General features: G+C 42.1%; 23 protein-coding genes and 1 pseudogene. 11 read left to right on the top strand and 13 right to left on the bottom strand.

From position 1 onward, the window contains the following. Positions 1–67 precede the first annotated feature (67 nt). Complete coding sequence (locus RL70_RS16255) at positions 68–397, bottom strand: YuzD family protein (protein WP_039044447.1); 330 nt, start codon at positions 395–397, stop codon at positions 68–70. 23 nt (positions 398–420) lie between these two features. On the opposite strand from RL70_RS16255, the pseudogene RL70_RS16260 reads away from it, so the two are divergent. Continuing rightward, positions 421–716, top strand: a pseudogene (locus RL70_RS16260) (NifU family protein). 47 nt (positions 717–763) lie between these two features. Here RL70_RS16260 and RL70_RS16265 read toward each other — a convergent pair. Then, complete coding sequence (locus RL70_RS16265) at positions 764–1,441, bottom strand: DUF2225 domain-containing protein (RefSeq protein ID WP_039044448.1); 678 nt, start codon at positions 1,439–1,441, stop codon at positions 764–766. Between the two features lie 119 nt (positions 1,442–1,560). Here RL70_RS16265 and RL70_RS16270 point away from each other — a divergent pair, with 119 nt between their 5' ends. From RL70_RS16270 to RL70_RS16280, 3 genes are all read left to right on the top strand, one after another. Next, entirely contained in the window at positions 1,561–1,926 is a 366-nt protein-coding gene (locus tag RL70_RS16270; RefSeq protein ID WP_039044449.1) for an iron-sulfur cluster assembly accessory protein, read from the top strand. 359 nt (positions 1,927–2,285) lie between these two features. Then, positions 2,286–3,503 carry an NAD(P)/FAD-dependent oxidoreductase gene (locus RL70_RS16275; protein WP_039044450.1) on the top strand — a complete coding sequence of 406 codons (1,218 nt, stop codon included), beginning with the start codon at positions 2,286–2,288 and terminating at the stop codon, positions 3,501–3,503. 127 nt (positions 3,504–3,630) lie between these two features. After that, positions 3,631–3,972 (top strand): YuiB family protein, encoded by a 342-nt coding sequence (locus RL70_RS16280; protein WP_156028841.1) that lies wholly within the window; start codon positions 3,631–3,633, stop codon positions 3,970–3,972. A 224-nt stretch (positions 3,973–4,196) separates the two neighbouring features. On the opposite strand, the gene RL70_RS16285 is transcribed toward RL70_RS16280, so the two are convergent. After that, the gene (locus RL70_RS16285) at positions 4,197–4,673 is read right to left on the bottom strand and encodes a divergent PAP2 family protein (protein ID WP_039044451.1); all 477 of its coding nucleotides are present in this window, start codon (positions 4,671–4,673) and stop codon (positions 4,197–4,199) included. 116 nt (positions 4,674–4,789) lie between these two features. Here RL70_RS16285 and RL70_RS16290 point away from each other — a divergent pair, with 116 nt between their 5' ends. Together RL70_RS16290 and RL70_RS16295 are read left to right on the top strand one after the other, a co-directional pair. Continuing rightward, the gene (locus RL70_RS16290) at positions 4,790–6,304 is read left to right on the top strand and encodes a leucyl aminopeptidase (RefSeq protein WP_082003461.1); all 1,515 of its coding nucleotides are present in this window, start codon (positions 4,790–4,792) and stop codon (positions 6,302–6,304) included. Positions 6,305–6,366: 62 nt separating this feature from the next. After that, positions 6,367–6,633, top strand: coding sequence for a hypothetical protein (locus RL70_RS16295; RefSeq protein WP_052246014.1), 267 nt, complete (start codon positions 6,367–6,369; stop codon positions 6,631–6,633). Between the two features lie 47 nt (positions 6,634–6,680). Here RL70_RS16295 and mnhG read toward each other — a convergent pair whose 3' ends face one another. From mnhG to RL70_RS16330, 7 genes are read right to left on the bottom strand one after another with little or no spacing between them, the layout of a single operon-like run. Further along, on the bottom strand, positions 6,681–7,046 hold the full coding sequence (mnhG, locus tag RL70_RS16300) for a monovalent cation/H(+) antiporter subunit G (RefSeq protein ID WP_039044452.1): 366 nt from the start codon (positions 7,044–7,046) through the stop codon (positions 6,681–6,683). Further along, positions 7,030–7,311, bottom strand: a complete 282-nt coding sequence (locus tag RL70_RS16305) for a Na(+)/H(+) antiporter subunit F1 (RefSeq protein ID WP_025782963.1) — start codon at positions 7,309–7,311, stop codon at positions 7,030–7,032. The genes mnhG and RL70_RS16305 overlap by 17 nt, the downstream gene beginning before the upstream one ends. Continuing rightward, positions 7,308–7,787 carry a Na+/H+ antiporter subunit E gene (locus tag RL70_RS16310; protein WP_039044453.1) on the bottom strand — a complete coding sequence of 160 codons (480 nt, stop codon included), beginning with the start codon at positions 7,785–7,787 and terminating at the stop codon, positions 7,308–7,310. The genes RL70_RS16305 and RL70_RS16310 overlap by 4 nt, the downstream gene beginning before the upstream one ends. A 6-nt stretch (positions 7,788–7,793) precedes the next feature. Beyond that, the gene (locus RL70_RS16315) at positions 7,794–9,275 is read right to left on the bottom strand and encodes a Na+/H+ antiporter subunit D (protein ID WP_039044454.1); all 1,482 of its coding nucleotides are present in this window, start codon (positions 9,273–9,275) and stop codon (positions 7,794–7,796) included. Beyond that, positions 9,268–9,609 carry a Na(+)/H(+) antiporter subunit C gene (locus RL70_RS16320; RefSeq protein ID WP_039044455.1) on the bottom strand — a complete coding sequence of 114 codons (342 nt, stop codon included), beginning with the start codon at positions 9,607–9,609 and terminating at the stop codon, positions 9,268–9,270. Before RL70_RS16320 ends, RL70_RS16315 begins: the two co-directional genes overlap by 8 nt. Then, positions 9,609–10,031: a Na(+)/H(+) antiporter subunit B gene (locus tag RL70_RS16325; protein WP_039044456.1), complete on the bottom strand. Its 423-nt coding sequence runs from the start codon at positions 10,029–10,031 to the stop codon at positions 9,609–9,611. Before RL70_RS16325 ends, RL70_RS16320 begins: the two co-directional genes overlap by 1 nt. Continuing rightward, positions 10,018–12,426, bottom strand: coding sequence for a Na+/H+ antiporter subunit A (locus RL70_RS16330; protein ID WP_039044457.1), 2,409 nt, complete (start codon positions 12,424–12,426; stop codon positions 10,018–10,020). Before RL70_RS16330 ends, RL70_RS16325 begins: the two co-directional genes overlap by 14 nt. A gap of 175 nt (positions 12,427–12,601) precedes the next feature. On the opposite strand from RL70_RS16330, the gene RL70_RS16335 reads away from it, so the two are divergent. Continuing rightward, complete coding sequence (locus RL70_RS16335; RefSeq protein WP_052246015.1) at positions 12,602–13,204, top strand: DUF5366 family protein; 603 nt, start codon at positions 12,602–12,604, stop codon at positions 13,202–13,204. Here the strand turns inward: RL70_RS16335 and RL70_RS16340 are convergent. Together RL70_RS16340 and RL70_RS16345 are read right to left on the bottom strand one after the other, a co-directional pair. After that, entirely contained in the window at positions 13,201–15,054 is a 1,854-nt protein-coding gene (locus RL70_RS16340; protein ID WP_039044458.1) for a transglycosylase domain-containing protein, read from the bottom strand. The genes RL70_RS16335 and RL70_RS16340 overlap by 4 nt on opposite strands. Positions 15,055–15,089: 35 nt before the next feature. After that, positions 15,090–16,319, bottom strand: a complete 1,230-nt coding sequence (locus RL70_RS16345) for an MFS transporter (RefSeq protein ID WP_039044459.1) — start codon at positions 16,317–16,319, stop codon at positions 15,090–15,092. Positions 16,320–16,435: 116 nt separating this feature from the next. Between RL70_RS16345 and RL70_RS16350 the strand changes: the two genes are divergently transcribed. Continuing rightward, entirely contained in the window at positions 16,436–17,197 is a 762-nt protein-coding gene (locus tag RL70_RS16350; protein ID WP_369795256.1) for a peptidylprolyl isomerase, read from the top strand. A 35-nt stretch (positions 17,198–17,232) separates the two neighbouring features. Next, positions 17,233–17,457 carry a hypothetical protein gene (locus RL70_RS16355; RefSeq protein ID WP_039044460.1) on the top strand — a complete coding sequence of 75 codons (225 nt, stop codon included), beginning with the start codon at positions 17,233–17,235 and terminating at the stop codon, positions 17,455–17,457. Between the two features lie 13 nt (positions 17,458–17,470). Here RL70_RS16355 and RL70_RS16360 read toward each other — a convergent pair whose 3' ends face one another. Next, a complete protein-coding gene (locus tag RL70_RS16360) occupies positions 17,471–18,646 on the bottom strand; it encodes a MalY/PatB family protein (RefSeq protein ID WP_039044461.1) in 1,176 nt (391 codons plus the stop codon). A gap of 77 nt (positions 18,647–18,723) precedes the next feature. On the opposite strand from RL70_RS16360, the gene RL70_RS16365 reads away from it, so the two are divergent. Both RL70_RS16365 and yugI read left to right on the top strand, forming a co-directional pair. Beyond that, positions 18,724–18,987: a DUF1871 family protein gene (locus RL70_RS16365; protein WP_185736983.1), complete on the top strand. Its 264-nt coding sequence runs from the start codon at positions 18,724–18,726 to the stop codon at positions 18,985–18,987. Positions 18,988–19,117: 130 nt separating this feature from the next. Beyond that, positions 19,118–19,492, top strand: coding sequence for a S1 domain-containing post-transcriptional regulator GSP13 (gene yugI / locus RL70_RS16370; RefSeq protein WP_039044462.1), 375 nt, complete (start codon positions 19,118–19,120; stop codon positions 19,490–19,492). Positions 19,493–19,499: the final 7 nt, after the last annotated feature.

The following is a 19,499-nucleotide window of genomic DNA, read 5'->3' on the forward strand; positions in this document are numbered from 1 at the left end:
GCCTTACACGCTTTTATTTGTAAAAAGGATGACCCGAAGTTCTCAATTACAAATTAAGTATTATCACTCAACCAGCTGCAATGAATCCATGTTTTTCAAGTTCACTGAAAATGGGTTTTAATTGAATATAGCCTTCACCAATCACTTCCTCGTTCACAATTACAAGCGGATAGAAAAAATCCTCTTCTTTTACTTGTTCAGCCAGCTTACGTTGACGATCGTTTTCTATAACGGACTCAATATCGATATAAACGATTTCAAATGGATGATTTGGATATTTTCGTTGAATGGCAGCATCTAGCCATTCATATGTATCTTTTGACGTCGGTGCGTTCACACAACTTGCACAAACGACCTCTGCGCCGTATACTTCTACTGTAACGTGTTTAGCTTTCATAGCTAACGCCTCCTGATTCTCTATTGGATTTTTTTTGCGATCCAGTTTATAATAACTATAAGGAAAGGGGAGTTTAAAAATTATGACAGAAGCAACGATGAACGAATCCGTTCAAGAAGTGTTGAATAAATTACGTCCGTTCCTCTTACGTGACGGCGGTGACTGTGAACTAATCGATGTGGAGGATGGAATTGTAAAGTTACGTCTTCTAGGCGCATGTGGTACGTGCCCAAGCTCCACAATTACATTGAAAGCCGGTATTGAGCGTGCTCTTCTTGAAGAAGTACCCGGCGTTGTAGAAGTAGAACAGGTTTTCTAAGGGCCATTTGGCTTCGCAGGAACGGGCCACATGTGTCCGTTCCTGTTTTATTTTTCTTCTCGTATTTCTCGCCATCGCTCTTTTGCCATTTCAATAAGCTGTGGTTCAGTTGAAGTCCTTTGCGCTTCAATAATTTTTGAGAAGTATAGAACGGCTTTTTCTCGATCACCAACACGCCATGACAACTCCGCGACCATGTAGAGAACACGCAATTCTGACATTTGAGTGCCAACGTGATCGTCAGCTGAATAGGCTTCTTCATACAAATTTCTTGCAAGTGTTAAAAAACGCTGCTCTTCTTCCTCGTTTTCCAAAATCCGATAGAGCCAAGCGGTCCTCAGCGTAATTCCAGCTGAAGTAAGTGATTTCTCTTTTTTTACCATTGCACTTAAATAGCCTAGCTTGTAAGCAGCGATGGCATCTTCAATAGTGCGCTCACCACCTAGCGAATGGGGCTTCCAACCAGCGGTAATGACTGAAGCAATTTGTTCTTTAGCTCCTGGTGCAAAATAGGGTGCAAAATCATCTGTAAATGAGAAACCGCACGTTGGACATACAGCGATATTGTAAAACAGCGGATTCACATCGCTGTCCACATAGTTGGGTTTGAAATCACTATCCGTTGCAGCAACCCTTGCAAAACGTGAACGAACTCGAGTTGTTGTGAAAGATTCTTTACAATTCAAGCAAACTATTTTTTTATCATAAAATGGGGTAACTTCCATGCTGCACCACCCTTTCGTGCTTTCTAACCTATTATAGCAAAACTTTATAGAACAAGTGGGTTTCATTGCATTACAATTTACAACATTGATATGATTGATATTACTTAGGAGGGATATAGATGACACAACTACTCAACTTATCTGAAGCAGCTGCCTACCGAGTTAAAGAAATGATGGAACATAATGGGGAGCAAGGATCTTTTCTACGTGTTTCTGTCAACGGTGGAGGCTGCAGTGGTCTTACGTACGGGATGGGGTTCGATGCAGAACAGCATGCGTCAGATCAGCTTTTGGAATTGCACGGCGTAAAAATTGTCGTGTCTTCTGAGGATACGGATATATTAGCAGGTACAGAAATTGACTATAAAGAATCGTTAATGGGTGGCGGGTTCACCATCGAAAATCCGAATGCCATCGCTTCGTGTGGCTGTGGGACGTCGTTCAGAACTGCGAAGAAAGCAGGAAATCCTGCAAGTTGTGATTGATACTCCCTAGAAAATCGATTTGTTCTACTTACAACTTACGAATGCTTAAATAAGGTCTCTTGAAGGACATGGATTAGAACATGACCCCTTCAAGAGATTTTTCTTATGATTTCACAGAAATTAGTCTCATCAACTAATTTGTAGGGGAATCATTCCGATTGTTGGAATTTTTTTACGAGTTTATGAAGGCACTATGACGTTATTTCAATATGTCCGATTATATTCCTAATAAGCTATTGAAATAGCAGGTCAAAAAGGCTACTATGAATGAGGAATATAAATAATAAACGCTGGATTGTAGGAATCACGTGATTTTTACAAACCGGCACATCATACAAGAAAAGGTGGAACCGATTCCCGTGAAAAAAAGACCTACAATCCTCGTTTTAGGTGCTGGATATGGTGGATTAGCAACTGTTGTGAATCTACAGAAATCTCTAGGCGTAGACGATGCTGAAATTATCCTTATCAACAAGAATGATTACCACTATGAATCTACTTGGCTTCATGAAGCTGCAGCAGGTACATTGAAGCCTGAACAAGTTCGTTATCCGATTAGCCGTGTTATTCAGCAAGACAAAGTGAAATTTGTGAAAGCTGAAGTTGAAGCAATCGATGTTAAAGCTAAAATGGTTACTTCATCAGCCGGACAGCATACATATGATTACTTAGTCATCGGACTCGGATTCGAAGGAGAAACATTCGGAATCCCAGGTCTTGATAAGTATGCACTTTCGATTGCAAACGTAAAGGCAGCACGTCAAATCCGTGAGCATATTGAATATCAGTTTGCTACATGGTCTCTTGAAGAAGTGAAAGCAGACAGCCGTCTTACAATTATTGTCGGAGGCGCTGGATTTACAGGCATCGAATTCCTTGGTGAACTCGGAGATCGTATTCCGGAACTTTGTGAAGAATTCGATGTACCTGCTGACAAAGTAAAAGTACTTTGTGTAGAAGCAGCTCCTATGGTACTTCCAGGATTTGACCCTGAATTGGTTGAATACGCAGTTCGTCAATTGAAATCTAAAGGAATTGAATTCTCAATTGGTACACCAGTTGTTGAAGCGACTCCTGAAGGTGTTAAATTGAAAACAGGCGACGAAGAATTTGAATTCATTGAAGCTGGTACAGTTGTATGGGCAGCAGGTGTCCGTGGCAACCGTTTAATCGAAGAGACAGGCATTGAAAACATGCGTGCTCGCGTTAAAGTAGAAAAAGATCTACGTGCTCCAGGATTCGACGATGTCTTCATCGTAGGTGACTGTGCTTTGATGATCAACGAAGAAATCAACCGTCCATTCCCTCCAACTGCTCAAATCGCGATGCAGCAAGGAGACATGTGTGCAAATAACTTGATCGCTCTTATGAAAGGTCAACCGACTCAAGCATTCGTTCCGGACTTGAAAGGAAGCATTGCTTCACTTGGTTCTAACGATGCAATTGGAGTTGCTTTCGGTAAGAAGATGACTGGTAAGAAAGCATCCTTCATGAAGAAAATGGTCGACAACCGTGCACTTTACTTAATCGGTGGTGCTGGTCTTACATTTAAAAAAGGAAAGTTTGACCTCCTTTAATACAAAAACGACAAACACTCGTCTCCTTTTTGAGGACGAGTGTTTTTTGAAACTTTTCAACAACTTCATGACACTTGCGTAAGCTGTTGAAAGAAGTGCCACAATCCGGTAAAATGAACTAAGGAAAATGGAGGTCATCATTTTGGGAACAATTTCACTTACAGAGATTATTCTGTCTGTCCTCATCTTTATAGTCATGTTTTTCGGGATTGGCTTTTTGCTTAACATGTTACTGCGCATGTCGTGGGTCATGGCAATTGTCTACCCGATTGTCGTCATCTTAATTATTGATGAAGTGAAGGCATATGAATATATTACGAAATCAGGACATGCGTTCAGTATGCTCGGAGATAAGTTGATGGCGTTACATACAGTCGACATCGTGATTCTTTCAAGCGGTCTAGTTGGAGCTATCCTTTCAGGGTTTGTGAGTAAGCTTTTACGCAAACAAGGTTATCAGATGTTTTAAAAAAACGCTCAGGCATAAAGTGCCCGAGCGTTTTTCTATACCTAAGATTATTTAGTTCACAGTGTTGATTTCCGTTTCAGGTGTACGCTTTCCGGGGGGCTCGATTTTAGCCGCTTTCTTGGCTCAGCTCAGTCCAGGGTCTTCGATCTTCGCTTATCCCTTTGGAGTCGACGCCTTACACTTCAATCAACGGATTGCTTAAGACTTATAGTACGTGTTGAATCTCATACGATAAATGAATACGTGATAACGGAAATCAGGATGCCGGTTACTGCTCCTGCAAAAACTTCGCTTGGCTTGTGACCGAGCAGTGTCTTCAGCTCTACAATCTTTTGTTCTTCGTCTTTCTTAATCCAACCTTTTGTTCCACTGACGAATGTTTGGAAATCTGCACGGATCTGGTTGATGATCAAGGCTTGCTGACCTGCTTGGTAACGAACGCCGCTCGCGTCGAACATGACGATTACTGCAAAAATTGCTGAGATTGCAAACAGGGAAGAACCTAGTCCGTGTTCGAAAGCAATAGCAGTAGTGAGTGCAGTTACTGCGGCTGAGTGAGAACTTGGCATGCCTCCTGTAGAGGTCATTAACTTCCAATCGAGCTCACGAGTGAGTAAAAAATGAATCGGAATCTTTACGAACTGTGCGAAAAAAATTCCGAATAGTGCAACCAACAGTGGCACATTGCTCAAAATTGTCATGTAGGCACTCCTCGTTAAAATAATTATGAAAAATAGTCCGGTAACCGAAGAATTTTTTTCGTTTCTTCTTCAATTGGTATATAATTAAGAATGTATGAAAATGAGGAGGTAGTCAAATGAAAACTATCATTACAAACAAACAGATTATGGAGACCAATCTTGACGTGGTTGTGATCGGTGTCCCTGAACATCCAGAAAACAATACAAATTGGAAAGTCATAAATGACACATTCAATGGGAAGTTAACAGATTGGGTTAAAACAGGCGATGTAAAGACAGAACTCAATGCAGTCACTAAGCTACCATCAATGGGCGACAGCACGTTCAAGCGCGTTGTTTTCATCGGCCTTGGTGCCTCGAAAAAGTTAACAGACCAAGGGCTGCTTGAAGTATTCTCTAAGGTTGGAAAAGAGCTTAAGTCGATGAAATCAGAAAGCGTTTCCATTTGGGCTGATTCATTCACAACTGAAGAACTAGGCGCGGATGATGTAGCGTTTGCCTCTCTACAAGGTCTTGTTTTAGGTAGTTATCAATTTGCGGATTATAAAACAACTTCAAACGAAAAAGACTTTGAATTCAATACAGTTGAACTACTTAGCACAGCTGATGAAGATGAACTTAAAGCGGCTATGGAAGTAGGTCTTGTACATGCCGATGCTGTAAATTCAGCACGAACACTCGTCAACACACCTCCAAATATCTTAACTGCAGTTAAAATGGCTGAACATGGTGAAATGTTGGCTGAAAAGTACGGATTTGAAGTCGAAATTCTAGGCAAAAAAGAAATGGAAGAACTCGGTATGGGCGCAATTCTTGCGGTCAACAAAGGGTCAGTAGAGGAACCACGTCTGATTGTTCTTAAATACGCTGGCGGCAACGAAGACTGGACTGACGTAGTAGGACTCGTTGGTAAGGGGATTACGTATGATACAGGCGGATACTCTTTGAAGCCACGTGAGGGTATGGTCGGCATGAAAGGGGACATGGGTGGTGCTGCAGCTGTATTCGGTGCAATGCAAATCATCGGTGAACTGCGCCCTGCTAAAAACGTCATAGCTGTCATTGCTTCTACCGATAATATGGTCTCAGGTGATGCATTTAAACCTGACGATGTTATTACATCACTGTCAGGTAAAACGATTGAAGTCTTAAACACGGACGCTGAAGGGCGCCTCGTATTGGCAGATGCTGTGACCTATGCAAAACAATCAGGTGCAAATTATCTAATTGACATTGCAACACTTACTGGCGGAGTAATCGTTGCCCTTGGTAAGGATAAAACTGGCGCATTGACGAACAACGAAGCATTCTTCGAAGATTTCATGGAAGCTTCTGTAGAAACAGGAGAATTCGTTTGGCGCTTACCATTAACTGAAAGTGATAAAAAGCGTCTTCGTAAGAGTGAAGTAGCGGATCTTAATAACTCACCAGGTCGTGATGGTCATATGATCTTTGGTGGCGGTTTCGTTGGAGAGTTTGTAGGAGATACTCCTTGGATCCACTTAGATATCGCAGGGACGTCTGAAGCGGATGCACCTCATGTACTTGGACCTAAAGGTGCAACAGGCGCCATGACAAGAACGTTAGCTACGTTTATTGAGCGGTTAGCTGAAGACTCCTCTGAAGCGTAATAGGTGTCAGCCTACCCCTACCTTTGCCCAATGAATAAGATAAGTGGGAAAGGGGGAGTAAAATGTCACGATATAATAGAGGAAGTAACTATGGTGGTGGAAGAGGGTACGGAGGAGGCGGATTTGGAAACAACTTCGGAGGCGGCTTCGGCGGACCTTTTCTTGGTGGATTATTCGGTAGCTTTCTCGGTAGTGCAATTTCACCTTACGGATACGGAGGAGGCTACGGTGGTGGAGGGTATTATCCATACGGTGGATACCCCCCATATGGTGGAGGCTATTATCCATACTCATACCCACCTTACTACAGCCCCTATGGATATTGGTAAACAACAAAAAGACGCAGCGTCCGATTTGGGACACTGCGTCTTTTTGTTCAATCTTCTTCACGAGACTTCTGTTCACCAATTGCTTCTTGAAGATCGTCTCCAACCGTCAGTTCTGTCGGTTTAACGCCAGACATATAAGCAGCGCGGCTCATTAAGTGTCCACCAACAGGCGAAGTGATGAATAAGAAGACGCTACCAAGCAACAGTTGAATACTGAAATGCCCTTTAATCCACCAAAAGTGAAGGAACACCCCAATCAGAATTCCTAGAACACCGAGAGTCGCACTTTTTGATGCAGCATGCGCTCGTGTGTAAACATCAGGTAATCGGAGAACCCCGACTACAGTGACAACAGTAAAGAAGACGCCTACAAGTATAAACAGAGCAATAATGATGTTAGCGATGAGTGTCACGGTCTATAATCGCCCCTTTCTCGATGAACTTCGAGAACGATACTGTCCCGATGAAGGACATAATCGCAATGAGCAAAATCACATCAATGAAAAATATTGTATCAAATACAATGGACAGTAACGCGATTATTGAAATCAGCATCACACCGATTCCATCTAAAGCGATAAGGCGATCTGGAGTAGAAGGGCCTTTGAATACTCGAACGAGCGTACCGAGCATGGATAAGAAGATGATGATTAAACTGATCCAAATAAATATCTTCATGTCCGGCTCACCTCCAAGATTGCTTTTTCGAATGTTTGTTTAATGGAATTGATGGCTTCTTCAACATCATCCACGTCGATTGCATGAACGTACAACGTCCGTTGATCATCTGAAACATGAATGACAATTGTGCCAGGTGTCAATGTGATCAAACTAGCAAGTAACGTGATCTGCCAGTCCTCTTCAAGGACAGTTGGCATTGCAAAAATCATTGGCTGCAGTTCTAACTTTGGTTTAAGAACTAACATGGCAACAGAAATGTTGGACAAAATCAATTCTTTAAAAAAGATGAGCGTCAATTTCAAGCAAGACCATAATTGACCAAAATACAAGCGCTCATTGTAAAAACGTCTGGTCAGCACGAGAAGTAATAACCCGATAATATAACCGATTACAAAAGTGGAAGGGGTGAACGACGCCGTGATGAGCACCCACGTAATTGCGATGAAAAAGTTAAGCAATATTTGAAATGCCAACGTGATCTACTCCTTTAACACGGCGTTTATATAACTCGACGGATCGAGCAGCACATGAGCTGCATCAGATACGTACGGGAAAATCCACTCAGTTCCGACTCCGTATAAAACGGACAGAGCTACTAGAATTACGGTAGGGAACATCATATGCTTATAGGTTTTACGGTTCGTTGGTTGTAGCGCAACCGGCTCGCCCCAAAATGCATAAATGAAAATTCGGATGACAGATAGTAAAACTATCAGACTTGATAGAAGTATTACGATCGTACCGAATAACTGCCCATGTTCGAACCCACCTTGAACAATGAGCAATTTCCCGACAAACCCACTAAGCGGTGGGATACCTGCGAGACCGAAGGCGGCAATCAGGAATAGCCAACCAAGCGGAGCGTGGGTTTTTATAAGTCCTCCCATTTCTCGCAAGTTGGAAGTTCCGGTGACATGTATCATAATCCCGATAATCAGGAACAATGCCCCTTTAATGAGCATGTCATGAATCAGATAGAAAACGGCACCTTGCATCCCAGCTTCGTTCATCAGAGAGACTCCGAACAGTATAACGCCAATCGCGATTAAAATATTGTAGATGATAATTTGTTTTAGATCGAAGTAGGCAAGTGCACCAATGCATCCCGCAACGATTGTGAGCAATGCGAGTACCATTAAAATGGTGTGCGTAAACGCAAGGTCATTGACGAAAAACAGTGTATAGGTACGTGTGATAGCATACACACCGACTTTAGTCAGTAACGCACCAAACAATGCAAGAATCGGAACAGGAGGTGCTGCGTATGATCCAGGCATCCAGAAGTAGAGTGGGAAGATACCCGCTTTAATCCCGAATACAAGCAACAATAGAACACCGATGACTGAAACGATTCCAGGCTGACCGATATCTGCAATCTTCTGACCGATATCCGCCATATTGAGCGTTCCGACGATAGAGTACAAATACGCAATTGTTATGACAAAGAAGGCAGATGAGATGACATTTACCAGTATGTATTTAATAGACTCCCGCAGTTGTCTCTTTTCTCCACCAAGAACGATGAGAAGGTAAGAGGCGATCAGTAGTACTTCAAAAAATACAAACATGTTGAAAATATCACCAGTTGTAAATGCACCATTCACTCCTGTAATCATGAAGAGGATGGCAGGATAATAGAAAAAACGCTCCCGCTCTTCACCAATTGAACTAAAGCTATAAATCGCCACGAATAACGTAATCACTAATGTTGACGTTACGAGTAACGCAGAAAACATATCCGAAACCATTGTTATGCCGAAGGGAGCTGGCCAGCTCCCGAGTGTCAGTGTTTGGATCCCATCCTGTTTCACCTTCATAATGAGCGAAAATGCGGCAACGATACTTGCACTTAGCCCAATGACTGTGAGGATTCGCTGGATGCGTACTTGTTCTTTGAAAAACAGAAGTACAATCGCAAAGAAAAACGGGATGATGATCGGAAACAATAGAAGGTTAATCATGCTCATCATTTCCTTTCATCGAATTCAAATCATCAGTTTTGTGAACTGCATAGGTTCTGTAGGCGAGTACCAATATGAACGCCGTAACCCCGAAACTGATAACAATTGCAGTCAAGATTAAAGCTTGTGGAAGTGGATCTGCAAATTCAGTCACCCCGTCTATAAGGACTGGAGGTGCACTTCCACCTAATCCACCCATTGTTAAGATGAATAAGTGGGCACCGTGACTTAACAAGCCGGTTCCAAGGATTACTTTAATCAGACTTCTGGATAGAATTAAGTAAATTGCAGCGGTGAATAGAATACCCGCTACAATTGCCATAAGCAATTCCATTACTCATCCCCTCCAATCGACTGAATGATTGTAATTGCTGCGCCAACGACGACGAGATACACACCAGAGTCAAAAATCATGGCTGTGTGGAGTTCAGTGTCACCGAAAAGTGGTAAATCGAAATGCGCAAATGCATGAGTGAAAAATGGAACATTGAACAAAATGGCTCCCGCGGCTGTTCCTAATGAAAGAAGCAAACCGATACCAATCACAATCGTAAAATTGAAGGGCAGTGTAGCTTGTACCGTTTCAAGATCGAATGCAAGCAACAGTAAAACGATCGCCCCTGTCGTTAGCAGTCCTCCGACAAACCCTCCACCTGGAGCGAAATGGCCTGCAAAGAAGATATGAATTGAGAACAAGGAAATGATGAAAAACGTGACTTTTGCAGTCGTCTGTAATATAACGTTATTCTTTTTCATCATCAGACTCCTTTCTCGACAATCGAAGCTTGATCATGCCAAGAACAGCGATTCCTGCAATCGATAGGACAGCGATTTCAAACAATGTATCGAAACCACGGTAGTCGACGAGAATGACGTTCACGATATTTCCCCCGCCAGCTTCTGTATAGACGGTATCTTTATAGTACTGAGAAATACTTGAGACAAGCTTATTGGAATGTGCGGACAATGCAACGAGAGTTACGGAAAGACCAACTCCTATTGCAATAATTCCGTTCACCAATTTGTTCTGTTTTGTTTCTCCGTGCGTTTTTAAAGCAGGGAGGTGACGGAAAGCTAATAAGAAGAGTGCGACTGAAATTGTCTCGATTACGAGTTGGGTTAAAGCTAAGTCTGGTGCTTTAAAGAGCACGAAGAACAATGCGACAGAGTACCCAACTGCACCTAGAGCAATAATAGCGGAGATTCTGTTTTTCGACATAATCACCATGCCAGTTCCTAATATAGCCACAATCGCATTCATCACTGCGAACAACGTAATTGGTGATAGACTGCTCATATCCAATTTAAAAGCACCTTTAGCGAACAATACAACAATCGTCATTACAGAGAAGAACGCAAACATATACAGTAAATACGTTCGGATTAACCCATTCATATAGAAACGGGATAGCTTGTTCATTCCTTTTTCTGAAAACGTCATAGCACTATCATAAAGTGCGTTCAATGATAACTTCTCCGGTTGTAAGCCGTAAACTGGCTGCCATTTTTTAATTGAAGTAAATAGCAATGCTCCAATTGCAATAACGCCAGCTGTCAGCCACATTGGAATATACTCGAACCCATGCCACGCTTGTACATGAACAGCAGCCTCTGAAGGTAAACTGTACAGCTGCGGCTGTGCTGCCATGACGGCCGGTGCGACAAGCCATTTCCCAACAACGTTCGGAATGAAGAATAGTGCAATGACACTGACCGCTAAAATAATAGGGGAAATCAGCATGCCTATTGGTGCTTCATGCGGCTTAAGTGGAAGCTTGTCAAACTTCTTCTCGCCTGTGAATGTCTTGAAGACAAAGTAGAAGCTATAGACAAATGTGAATACGCTTGCAAGCCATGCAATTACAGGGAATAGAATACCCCACGTATCAAAGTTGAACAGTTCAAAGTGTTTCAAAGCGACCATAGATTCTAAGAACAATTCTTTACTCAAGAACCCACCAAATGGCGGAATACCTGCCATTGAAAGACCGCCAATAAACGCAACAGTGAAACTGATAGGCATAACGCTCATCAGGCCACCAAGTTTACGAATATCTCGCGTGCCAGTTTCATGGTCGACAATACCTGCAATCATGAACAAGCTGCCTTTAAAGACTGCGTGATTCACTAAGTGGAAGATTGCTGCAAACATCGCTAATCGGAATAGCGTATCGTCCGAATGATAAGCAATCGCTCCCGCACCAAGTAAAGACATGATCAGACCCAACTGACTCACTGTCGAGAATGCGAGAATTCCTTTTAGATCGGTTTGCTTCACAGCAAAGAACGAGCCCCACATTAATGTGAGCAATCCAATACCAGAAACGAGCCAGATCCACACAGAGGACTCTGCGAAAATCGGTGTAAAGCGTGCGACAAGATATAATCCCGCTTTGACCATAGTTGCGGAGTGTAAGTAAGCACTGACTGGAGTAGGTGCTTCCATGGCATCCGGAAGCCAAATATAAAACGGAAATTGAGCAGACTTTGTAAATGCTCCTAATAACAGAAGCACCGCTGCAAGTGTAAATAACGGATCTCCAGAGTAATCGGATAACCTGGAGATCAATTCACGAATCGAGTATGTATCTCCTAAAATCCCGAGAATTACGAAGCCCCCGAGCATCATTAATCCTCCACCAACGGTTATCATCATGGACTTTAAGGCACCGAATCGGGAACCGTCCCGTGTGTACCAATAACCGATTAGTAGGAAAGATGAAATGGAAGTCAACTCCCAAAACAGATAAAGAGAAATAACATTATCCGACTGGACAACACCAAGCATTGCCGTCATGAAAAGCAGTAAGTATACATAGAAATTACCGAGCTTTTCTTTGTGCCTATCTAGATAGAAAATCGAATACAGAACTACCAACGCACCAATCCCTGTAATGAGCAGTGTGAATAGAAGACTGAGACCATCTAGGTAGGAGACAAAAGAGATTCCTAGTGAGGGGATCCAATCGAACGAAGAGACTGCGTGTTCTCCACTTGCTGTCAGTGGTAAGTACGTACTGTAGTAAACAAACAGTACAACTGGGATAATCAGTACAAACCAACCTGTATGTATACCAGCAACACGACGGAACAACGTCGGGATGAAAAGAGCTGCTAACGCTGGCAAGAAAATGAACCAAACAAATTCCACTAAAAATCCTCCTTCCTCGTACTAACATGATGTAGACATTGGTTTAAAGTATAACGTAAAAGAGTGCATTTTGCACTGTGGGCACTTGAAAGAGATTGCGGTAAATCAATCTCTTCCTATATTATAGAGTCATGGAAAAATCCATTAAAAATAACAAGTCAGTCTGAGGTGCAGTATGAAAAATCCGTATTTGTTTAGCTATTTACCTTTCTTCACAATTATGTTGTTTAGTTTAACGTTTGGCGTGTATACAGTTGGTTTTTCATTGAGCGTATTTCGAGAAATCGGCTTGTACAATGGTCTGTTGGAATTTCTTACAGATACCCAACTCCGATTGTTCTTATTAACCATCTATGCGCTTTTTTACTTCATGGTATTCAGTGCACTCAAACTGATTGCCGCTACGATTCATGAAACGGCAATGTTGTTCTTCTACAAAGCGACCCCTACAGCAGATTCTCCTGTTCACCATTTGACAGATGATCGAGGGGGTAAACTTATTTACTTTATAGGTGCACTTGCTTCTGCTTTCGCCATCCAATCGATTTACTGGTTGCTCATCGTGTTTTTGACAGTCACTTTCGTTTACTTTGTCTACAGCACGTATATGTTGCATCATCAGCTACCTTTTTCAGCGATAATCGGAATTATCTTCTTTGAATTCATCGTTTGGGCGGTATTAGTTTCTGCCGTTGTTTACATTTTGCTGAGACTTTATAACGGAATTGCTGCAAGTATCCCTGGGGTTGAAAAAGACCAGCTGCCAATTGGCAGCTAGTCGGAAAGTGCAGCTGAAAAAACTTTCAAATGTAATTTTTGTTCGCTCTCTTGTTGGAGTGACTGCGGTCGGTCATACCCGACCCAGGTCACGGCGGTATAATTGTCGTTCAACCCAGCAACCCATAGGTCTTTAAAATGACTTGTTGTTCCTGTCTTTGCTCCTGTGTACTGCGTGGTGTGACGGAGGCCACTAGCTGTTCCGGTTCTTACAGTTTCTTCTAGCATGGATCGTATGTTTTCCGTCGTCTTCTGCGACCATACCTCTTTACGTTCATCCTCCCATTGGTATAACACGGTCCCTTGACGGTCTTTTACAGAACGAATCGCTCTAGCTGGTTTAAACGTACCATCTATAAAGCTCGTAAATGCATTTGCCATTTCATAAGGGGTCATGCCATTTTCAAATCCACCAAGAGCTGCAGTATACTGATGGTCTTTTTCGGTGACATGCTTGAATCCAAATGGAGCTAGATGAGCGAACGACTCTTCAATCCCAACACGTTGGAAAATCCGGACTGCCGTCGTATTGTAACTGCGACTAAACGCTTTTTTTACTGTTGAAACTCCATACGAATACCGTCCAAAATTCTCAGGACAGAAATTACCGATACAAATCCCACTGCCATCGATAAGAGAGTTCTCAGTATAGGGTCCGCTTTCTAAATAGGGAGCATATACGAGCAAAGGTTTAATAATTGACCCTGGCTGTCGAACAGCTTGAAACGATCGATTGAAATCTGTTTTCCGATAGCCGTACCCACCATACACACTAATGAGTTCACGCGATTTGTTATCCACAACAGCTGCACCAGATTGGATGCCACTGCCGCCAAGAGCGTTTGAAATGCCACTTTCGACGCTACTTTGCTTAACGGGATCAAGTGAAGTATCGATACGGACGCCTGAATTGATCACTTCAGAGATACGTTCCGATAGCGACTGTTGAATCTTTTTTCGTGTTTCTTCATCTTTTGCTGTTTGTAATTGGGCGGAAAAACCTTCTTTTTCACTGATCAACTGTTTTAGTTCGTCAACTACATAAGTATGATAGGCGGGGAATTGACTGTTTTTCTGTTTGAGCCGTAGTTCGACCGGAGCGCTCTGAGCTATTTTTCCTTCTTCCGTGGAAAGCACTTCATTGTTCACCAGAACTTGAAGAAGTCGCTCTTGACGCTTTTTTGTACGGTCAAAATGCTTCAATGGATCATACAACGAAGGGTTGTTCGGAATAGCTGCCAAAAACGCAGTTTCCGCTTCGCTTAAATTAGCTAATGGTTTACTAAAGTAATAGGTGGCAGCAGCACCAATTCCATAAACTTGGTTGCCGAAGTACATCTCATTCATATACATTTCTAAAATTTCATCTTTTGTTGATTGTTTTTCTAGTTCAGCAGCATAAAGAATTTCTTTAAATTTACGTTCGTAGGTTTTTTCAGGGGAGAGAAAACGCATTCGTACAACTTGTTGAGTGATGGTCGAAGCACCTTGGCTTAATCCATCCGAATTCACGTTTACCGCGAATGCTCGAGCGATCGCAGCGACATCGTACCCTCTATGTTCGTAAAATCCTTTGTCTTCGCTTTCAAGAAATAGCTGTTTTGCAAACAAGGGGATTTCGGATAGCGGAAGTGGATCCCGCCACTCCGCATATTCTTCTGCAAATAATTGTCCATTACGATTGTAGAGTGCCATCGGGATTGTCACTTCAGGGTTGGAGAATTCGATGGTTTTTTCTACTTGTTCCTTATACGCATTCGCCTCATGCCATTCCGCTGCGACTTCTTGTTGAAGCCAGAAAAGTAGCGGGAGACTTAACAAAGCGACAGCAAATCCTGCAAGCTGTCTCACAACTGGTCCCTCCGTTCTTACAAATACCTATATTTTTAGGAGTTATTTTGTTGTGAATCTGCCAGAAAATCTTCGAAATCTTGCGTCGGTTTACGTTTTGCATAGTAAAGGAAAGCAAAACCAAGTAAGAACAGTAAGCCGGTTATGATAAACACAGAAGAAATACCGAGGAATCCACTCACAATTCCTCCGACCATAGGACCGATAATGTTACCTAAGAATCGGAAACTTGTATTGTAGCCCATCACTTCACCTTGTATATCGAGCGGTGCTTCACGACGAACGAGTGCGGTCGTAATTGGAATCATACCACCCATGGAAATACCAAAGAGTAATCGCCAGATCACAAGCTGCCACAAGCTACCGACAAATGCTTGAGGGATGATGAAGATGAACGACAGCAACAATAGAAATCCAAGTACTTTCTCATACCCGATATCATCGCCGAGCTTACCCCATTTACGGGCAAACAATAAGTTACCGACACCCGCAGCACTGAATGTGATCCCTGCTAGAAAAGCAACGTCCTTTGCGTCGGTCAAATGAGAGACATACAGGGAAAGCAACGGCTGGATACTGAAGTTCCCAATTTGAATTAGTGCTGTGACGACCATGACATTCAACATCAATCGATGGTGGAGGAGTCCACTTAAAATCGTCTTTCGTGAGTAGACAACTTCACGACCAGTTTTCACTTTGCGCTGTTCTTTTATACCGAATATGATGATGAGAGCAGCGATGATAACGGAGATTGAAGTAATTACAAACGTGTATTTAAAACCGAAAGCATCGGCAAGGAGTCCACCTAATACTGGACCGAACAAAGTACCAGTCACACTACCCATTTGAAGTGTCCCTAACCGTTTTCCTGCTTCTTCACGTTTTGTGTTCGCGGAGATGAATGCAAGAGAAGTAGGGATGAAGCCTGTTACCACACCGTTAAGAAGACGGAGTATGAAGAACGCTTCCACAGAGTGTATGAATCCCATTAAGAATACTGAAATCGCGATTCCAAATCCGTTAATGATAAGAATGGGCTTAAATCCGTATTTATCTGCAATTCTTCCCCAAATTGGAGACATAATAAGAGCGGAGATGAATGTCGCGCCGAAAACGAGGCCAGACCATTTTTGAACGTATGCATCCGAGTAATCGCCAAACGTTTCAATATATAATGACAAGAATGGCATAATCATTGTCATTGTACCGGCTACTAGAAAGTTTGACACCCAGATAATGATGAAATTTCTTTTTTGAATATCCATAGGTGACCTTCCCTCTATAAAAACTGTATTTAAGTAGTATAAAACAATTCGTTTCCCGAAGGAAGTCAAGTGCTCGTAGTTCGGTTTCACTGAATCATGTGTTAAACTAATTTAGGGTGAGAGAATTGCATAAAAAACTTTATATGCTCATGCTTTCTTTAGCATTGATTCTTGTTGTATCCGCGTGTGGAAAACAAGAAGCTAAAGAAAAAGAGTCTGCAGCTGAAAAAGGTGAAACGACTCAAGCAGACGAACCAGAAAAAACGATTCCTAAGGAGGACTCCCAGATGTATCCGCAATTATCTAATGAAGTAGCAGCAGGAGAAAAGCTTATTACTATGAACACCACGCTTGGTCCAATTAAAATCAAGCTTTTTGAAGAAAAAGCACCAAAAACAGTTAAGAACTTCTTAACTCATGCAAAAGATGGCTATTATGACGGACTTATTTTCCACCGTGTTATTAAAGACTTCATGATCCAAGGTGGAGACCCGACTGGTACAGGTATGGGCGGAGAAAGTATCTATGGAGATTCGTTCGAAGACGAATTCACAATGGATCTTTTCAACTTAAATGGTGCATTGTCAATGGCGAATGCTGGTCCAAATACAAATGGTAGCCAGTTCTTCATCGTTCAAGCCTCTAATTTAGCTGGTGCTTCAGCAGATCAGTTGAAAAAAGGTGGATGGCCTGAAGAAATCGCTGATGCTTATGCAGAGCGTGGAGGAACACCTCACCTTGACCAGAAGCACACTGTTTTTGGACAAGTTATTGAAGGTATGGATATTGTCAACAAGATTGCCACGGTTAAAACTGGTGCTCAAGATAAGCCAGTCGAAGATGTGAAAATTGAGTCTATCGACGTTCAAGGCGAGTAATTACCACTAAATTTATCGGTTAGGAAGTGATATCCATGGTGACGGTTCTAATGCCTTTCCTGTACTTTCCGGAAGACAAATCAGAATATATCCCAGCGGCCATTTCCTTTGCTTTTTTCATGGTACTTCTTGTGTTGACATTCATGTGGATTCAGCGCATCTCTAAAAAGCAAGAATTGGAAACGAAAGACTTAGAAGAACGCATACTGCGGGAACGCAGAGATATGCGTGAACAACAAAAAGAGCATCCTCATTCATGAGGATGCTCTTTTCTTAGTTTTCCATTCCTTTTATAAACCGTTCGACACCATCTTGAACCGTGGAAAGACAAGTAGCAACATTCATACGTAAGAATCCACGACCAGCTTCCCCGTATTTTGTACCTGGCTCAAGTGCTAACTTTCCTTTGTTGAGTAACTTGTCCATTATTTCATCTTCAGAAAGACCTGTTTCACGGTAGTCTATCCAAAGCAAATAAGTTCCTTGAGGTTTCGTGATTTTAATTCCTGGCACCCGAGTAGGTACTGTTTCAATCACGTAATCCATATTATCAGACACTGTATTAAGTAACTTTTCAAGCCAGGGCTCTCCGTGGCGATAAGCTGTTTTCAACGCAACATTTGCAAAAGCGTTTAATTCCATTTGACCGTGGGCCATTCCGTTATCGCGCAATTGCTCGCGTAATCCTTCGTCTGGAATAATCATCATAGCCGCTTGAATTCCCGCTAAGTTGAAGGTTTTGGTAGGTGCGACACACGTGATAATCCGATTCCCTTCATCTCCAGCAACTGTATGTAAGGGAGTATGATTGTAAGGAGCAAACACTAGATCTGCATGAATTTCATCGGACAATATAAGTACATCATATTTAGCGCATAGTCGAACAATTTCTTGTAACACAGGTACTGGCCATACAATCCCGCCCGGGTTGTGTGGATTGCAAAAAATGAATAATCTGACATTTCTTTTTAAAGATTCTTCGAATTTAACGAAGTCAATTTCATAGGTTCCATTTTTATCGATTAGCGTACATTCTTCAAGAGTACGATTCTGTAAACTAGGTATACCAGAGAACGGTGGATAAACAGGCGGAGTGATTAGAATAGCATCACCTTCGTTTGTCAACGTTTCAACAACAGAGGCAATTGCAGGAACGACGCCGTGATGAGATAACATCCACTCATTTTTAGTTCGCCAACCATGCTTATTGGACATCCATTCACGAATTGCGTCTTTACAATCTTCACATACGTAAGAGTAGCCGAAAACTCCATGGTCCAAGCGTTCTTTCAACGCATCGATGACAGGTTGAGGTGCAGAAAAATCCATATCTGCGATCCACATAGGAAGGATATCTTCCGTATTTTCAATTCCATAAATGCGATCCATCCGATCCCACTTCATTGAAGACGTATTTCGACGGTTTTTTACAGCAGTGAATTCTTTCATACATAATCCCCCTAAGTCTGTTTTCTTTTTCATACCTATGCTATCATAAATAAAAAGAAAAAATCAGGTGACTTGACGTGCAAACTGTAGAAATGAATAAAAAAGCGATTCATTTACTAGAAGAATGGGATCCATTCCTGAATGGTCCAGATGCATACGAACTAGAAATAGCAGATGTTGTGGCGGAACTCCATCTATTGGATCATCCAACAGATCTAGCAAAACGAATTCGCGAAATTTATGAACACTCTTATACAATATGGATACCTTTAGAAGATTGCATGCAGATTTCGTATAAGTTATTGGCTGTGAAATTCGAAGCTAAATGTATCATTTCATAAATCTCGTTTTCTAATGCATCAAATTCCGTCTAAATGACTATCTTTTGCCCCAATAGTGTTCAAATGGTATACTGATAATGGCCGCAATGGCAATTTCAGATAGTCAAAACAGAATTGGGAGCTGTTACACATGACAGGTAAATACGAAGCAGGTGAAGAACTGTCAGGTACAGTTACAGGCATTCAGCCTTATGGTGCGTTTGTAGCTCTTGATGAATCCACTCAAGGACTCGTCCACATTTCTGAAATCACTTACGGATTTGTGAAGGATATCAACGAGCATTTATCGGTTGGTCAGCAAGTAACTGTAAAAGTGTTGGAAGTGGACGAGATGGATAAGAAAATCAGTTTGTCCATCCGTTCGTTACAAGATCCCCCAACACCCACGAAGAAATTCAATCGTCCCCGTAAATCATTACAAGAACGGGTAGACGAACAAGATGAAAAAGGATTCAACTCTTTGAAAGACAAGCTGAGAGATTGGATCGACAAATCAGGTTATTAAAAAGGAG

The organism is Sporosarcina sp. ZBG7A (assembly GCF_000813425.1).
In the GTDB taxonomy this organism is placed as follows: domain Bacteria; phylum Bacillota; class Bacilli; order Bacillales_A; family Planococcaceae; genus Sporosarcina.

Excerpts from the sequence above, each read along its gene's own strand:
- RL70_RS16285 (WP_039044451.1), bottom strand. The coding sequence starts at position 4,673 with ATGACAATTTTGAGCAATGTGCCACTGTTGGTTGCACTATTCGGAATT.
- RL70_RS16355 (WP_039044460.1), top strand. The coding sequence starts at position 17,233 with ATGGTGACGGTTCTAATGCCTTTCCTGTACTTTCCGGAAGACAAATCA.
- RL70_RS16270 (WP_039044449.1), top strand. The coding sequence starts at position 1,561 with ATGACACAACTACTCAACTTATCTGAAGCAGCTGCCTACCGAGTTAAA.
- RL70_RS16345 (WP_039044459.1), bottom strand. The coding sequence starts at position 16,319 with ATGGATATTCAAAAAAGAAATTTCATCATTATCTGGGTGTCAAACTTT.
- yugI (WP_039044462.1), top strand. The coding sequence starts at position 19,118 with ATGACAGGTAAATACGAAGCAGGTGAAGAACTGTCAGGTACAGTTACA.
- RL70_RS16295 (WP_052246014.1), top strand. The coding sequence starts at position 6,367 with ATGTCACGATATAATAGAGGAAGTAACTATGGTGGTGGAAGAGGGTAC.
- RL70_RS16325 (WP_039044456.1), bottom strand. The coding sequence starts at position 10,031 with ATGAAAAAGAATAACGTTATATTACAGACGACTGCAAAAGTCACGTTT.
- RL70_RS16255 (WP_039044447.1), bottom strand. The coding sequence starts at position 397 with ATGAAAGCTAAACACGTTACAGTAGAAGTATACGGCGCAGAGGTCGTT.
- RL70_RS16360 (WP_039044461.1), bottom strand. The coding sequence starts at position 18,646 with ATGAAAGAATTCACTGCTGTAAAAAACCGTCGAAATACGTCTTCAATG.
- RL70_RS16315 (WP_039044454.1), bottom strand. The coding sequence starts at position 9,275 with ATGATTAACCTTCTATTGTTTCCGATCATCATCCCGTTTTTCTTTGCG.
- RL70_RS16305 (WP_025782963.1), bottom strand. The coding sequence starts at position 7,311 with ATGAAGATATTTATTTGGATCAGTTTAATCATCATCTTCTTATCCATG.
- RL70_RS16290 (WP_082003461.1), top strand. The coding sequence starts at position 4,790 with ATGAAAACTATCATTACAAACAAACAGATTATGGAGACCAATCTTGAC.
- RL70_RS16320 (WP_039044455.1), bottom strand. The coding sequence starts at position 9,609 with ATGGAATTGCTTATGGCAATTGTAGCGGGTATTCTATTCACCGCTGCA.
- RL70_RS16280 (WP_156028841.1), top strand. The coding sequence starts at position 3,631 with ATGGAGGTCATCATTTTGGGAACAATTTCACTTACAGAGATTATTCTG.
- RL70_RS16335 (WP_052246015.1), top strand. The coding sequence starts at position 12,602 with ATGAAAAATCCGTATTTGTTTAGCTATTTACCTTTCTTCACAATTATG.
- RL70_RS16265 (WP_039044448.1), bottom strand. The coding sequence starts at position 1,441 with ATGGAAGTTACCCCATTTTATGATAAAAAAATAGTTTGCTTGAATTGT.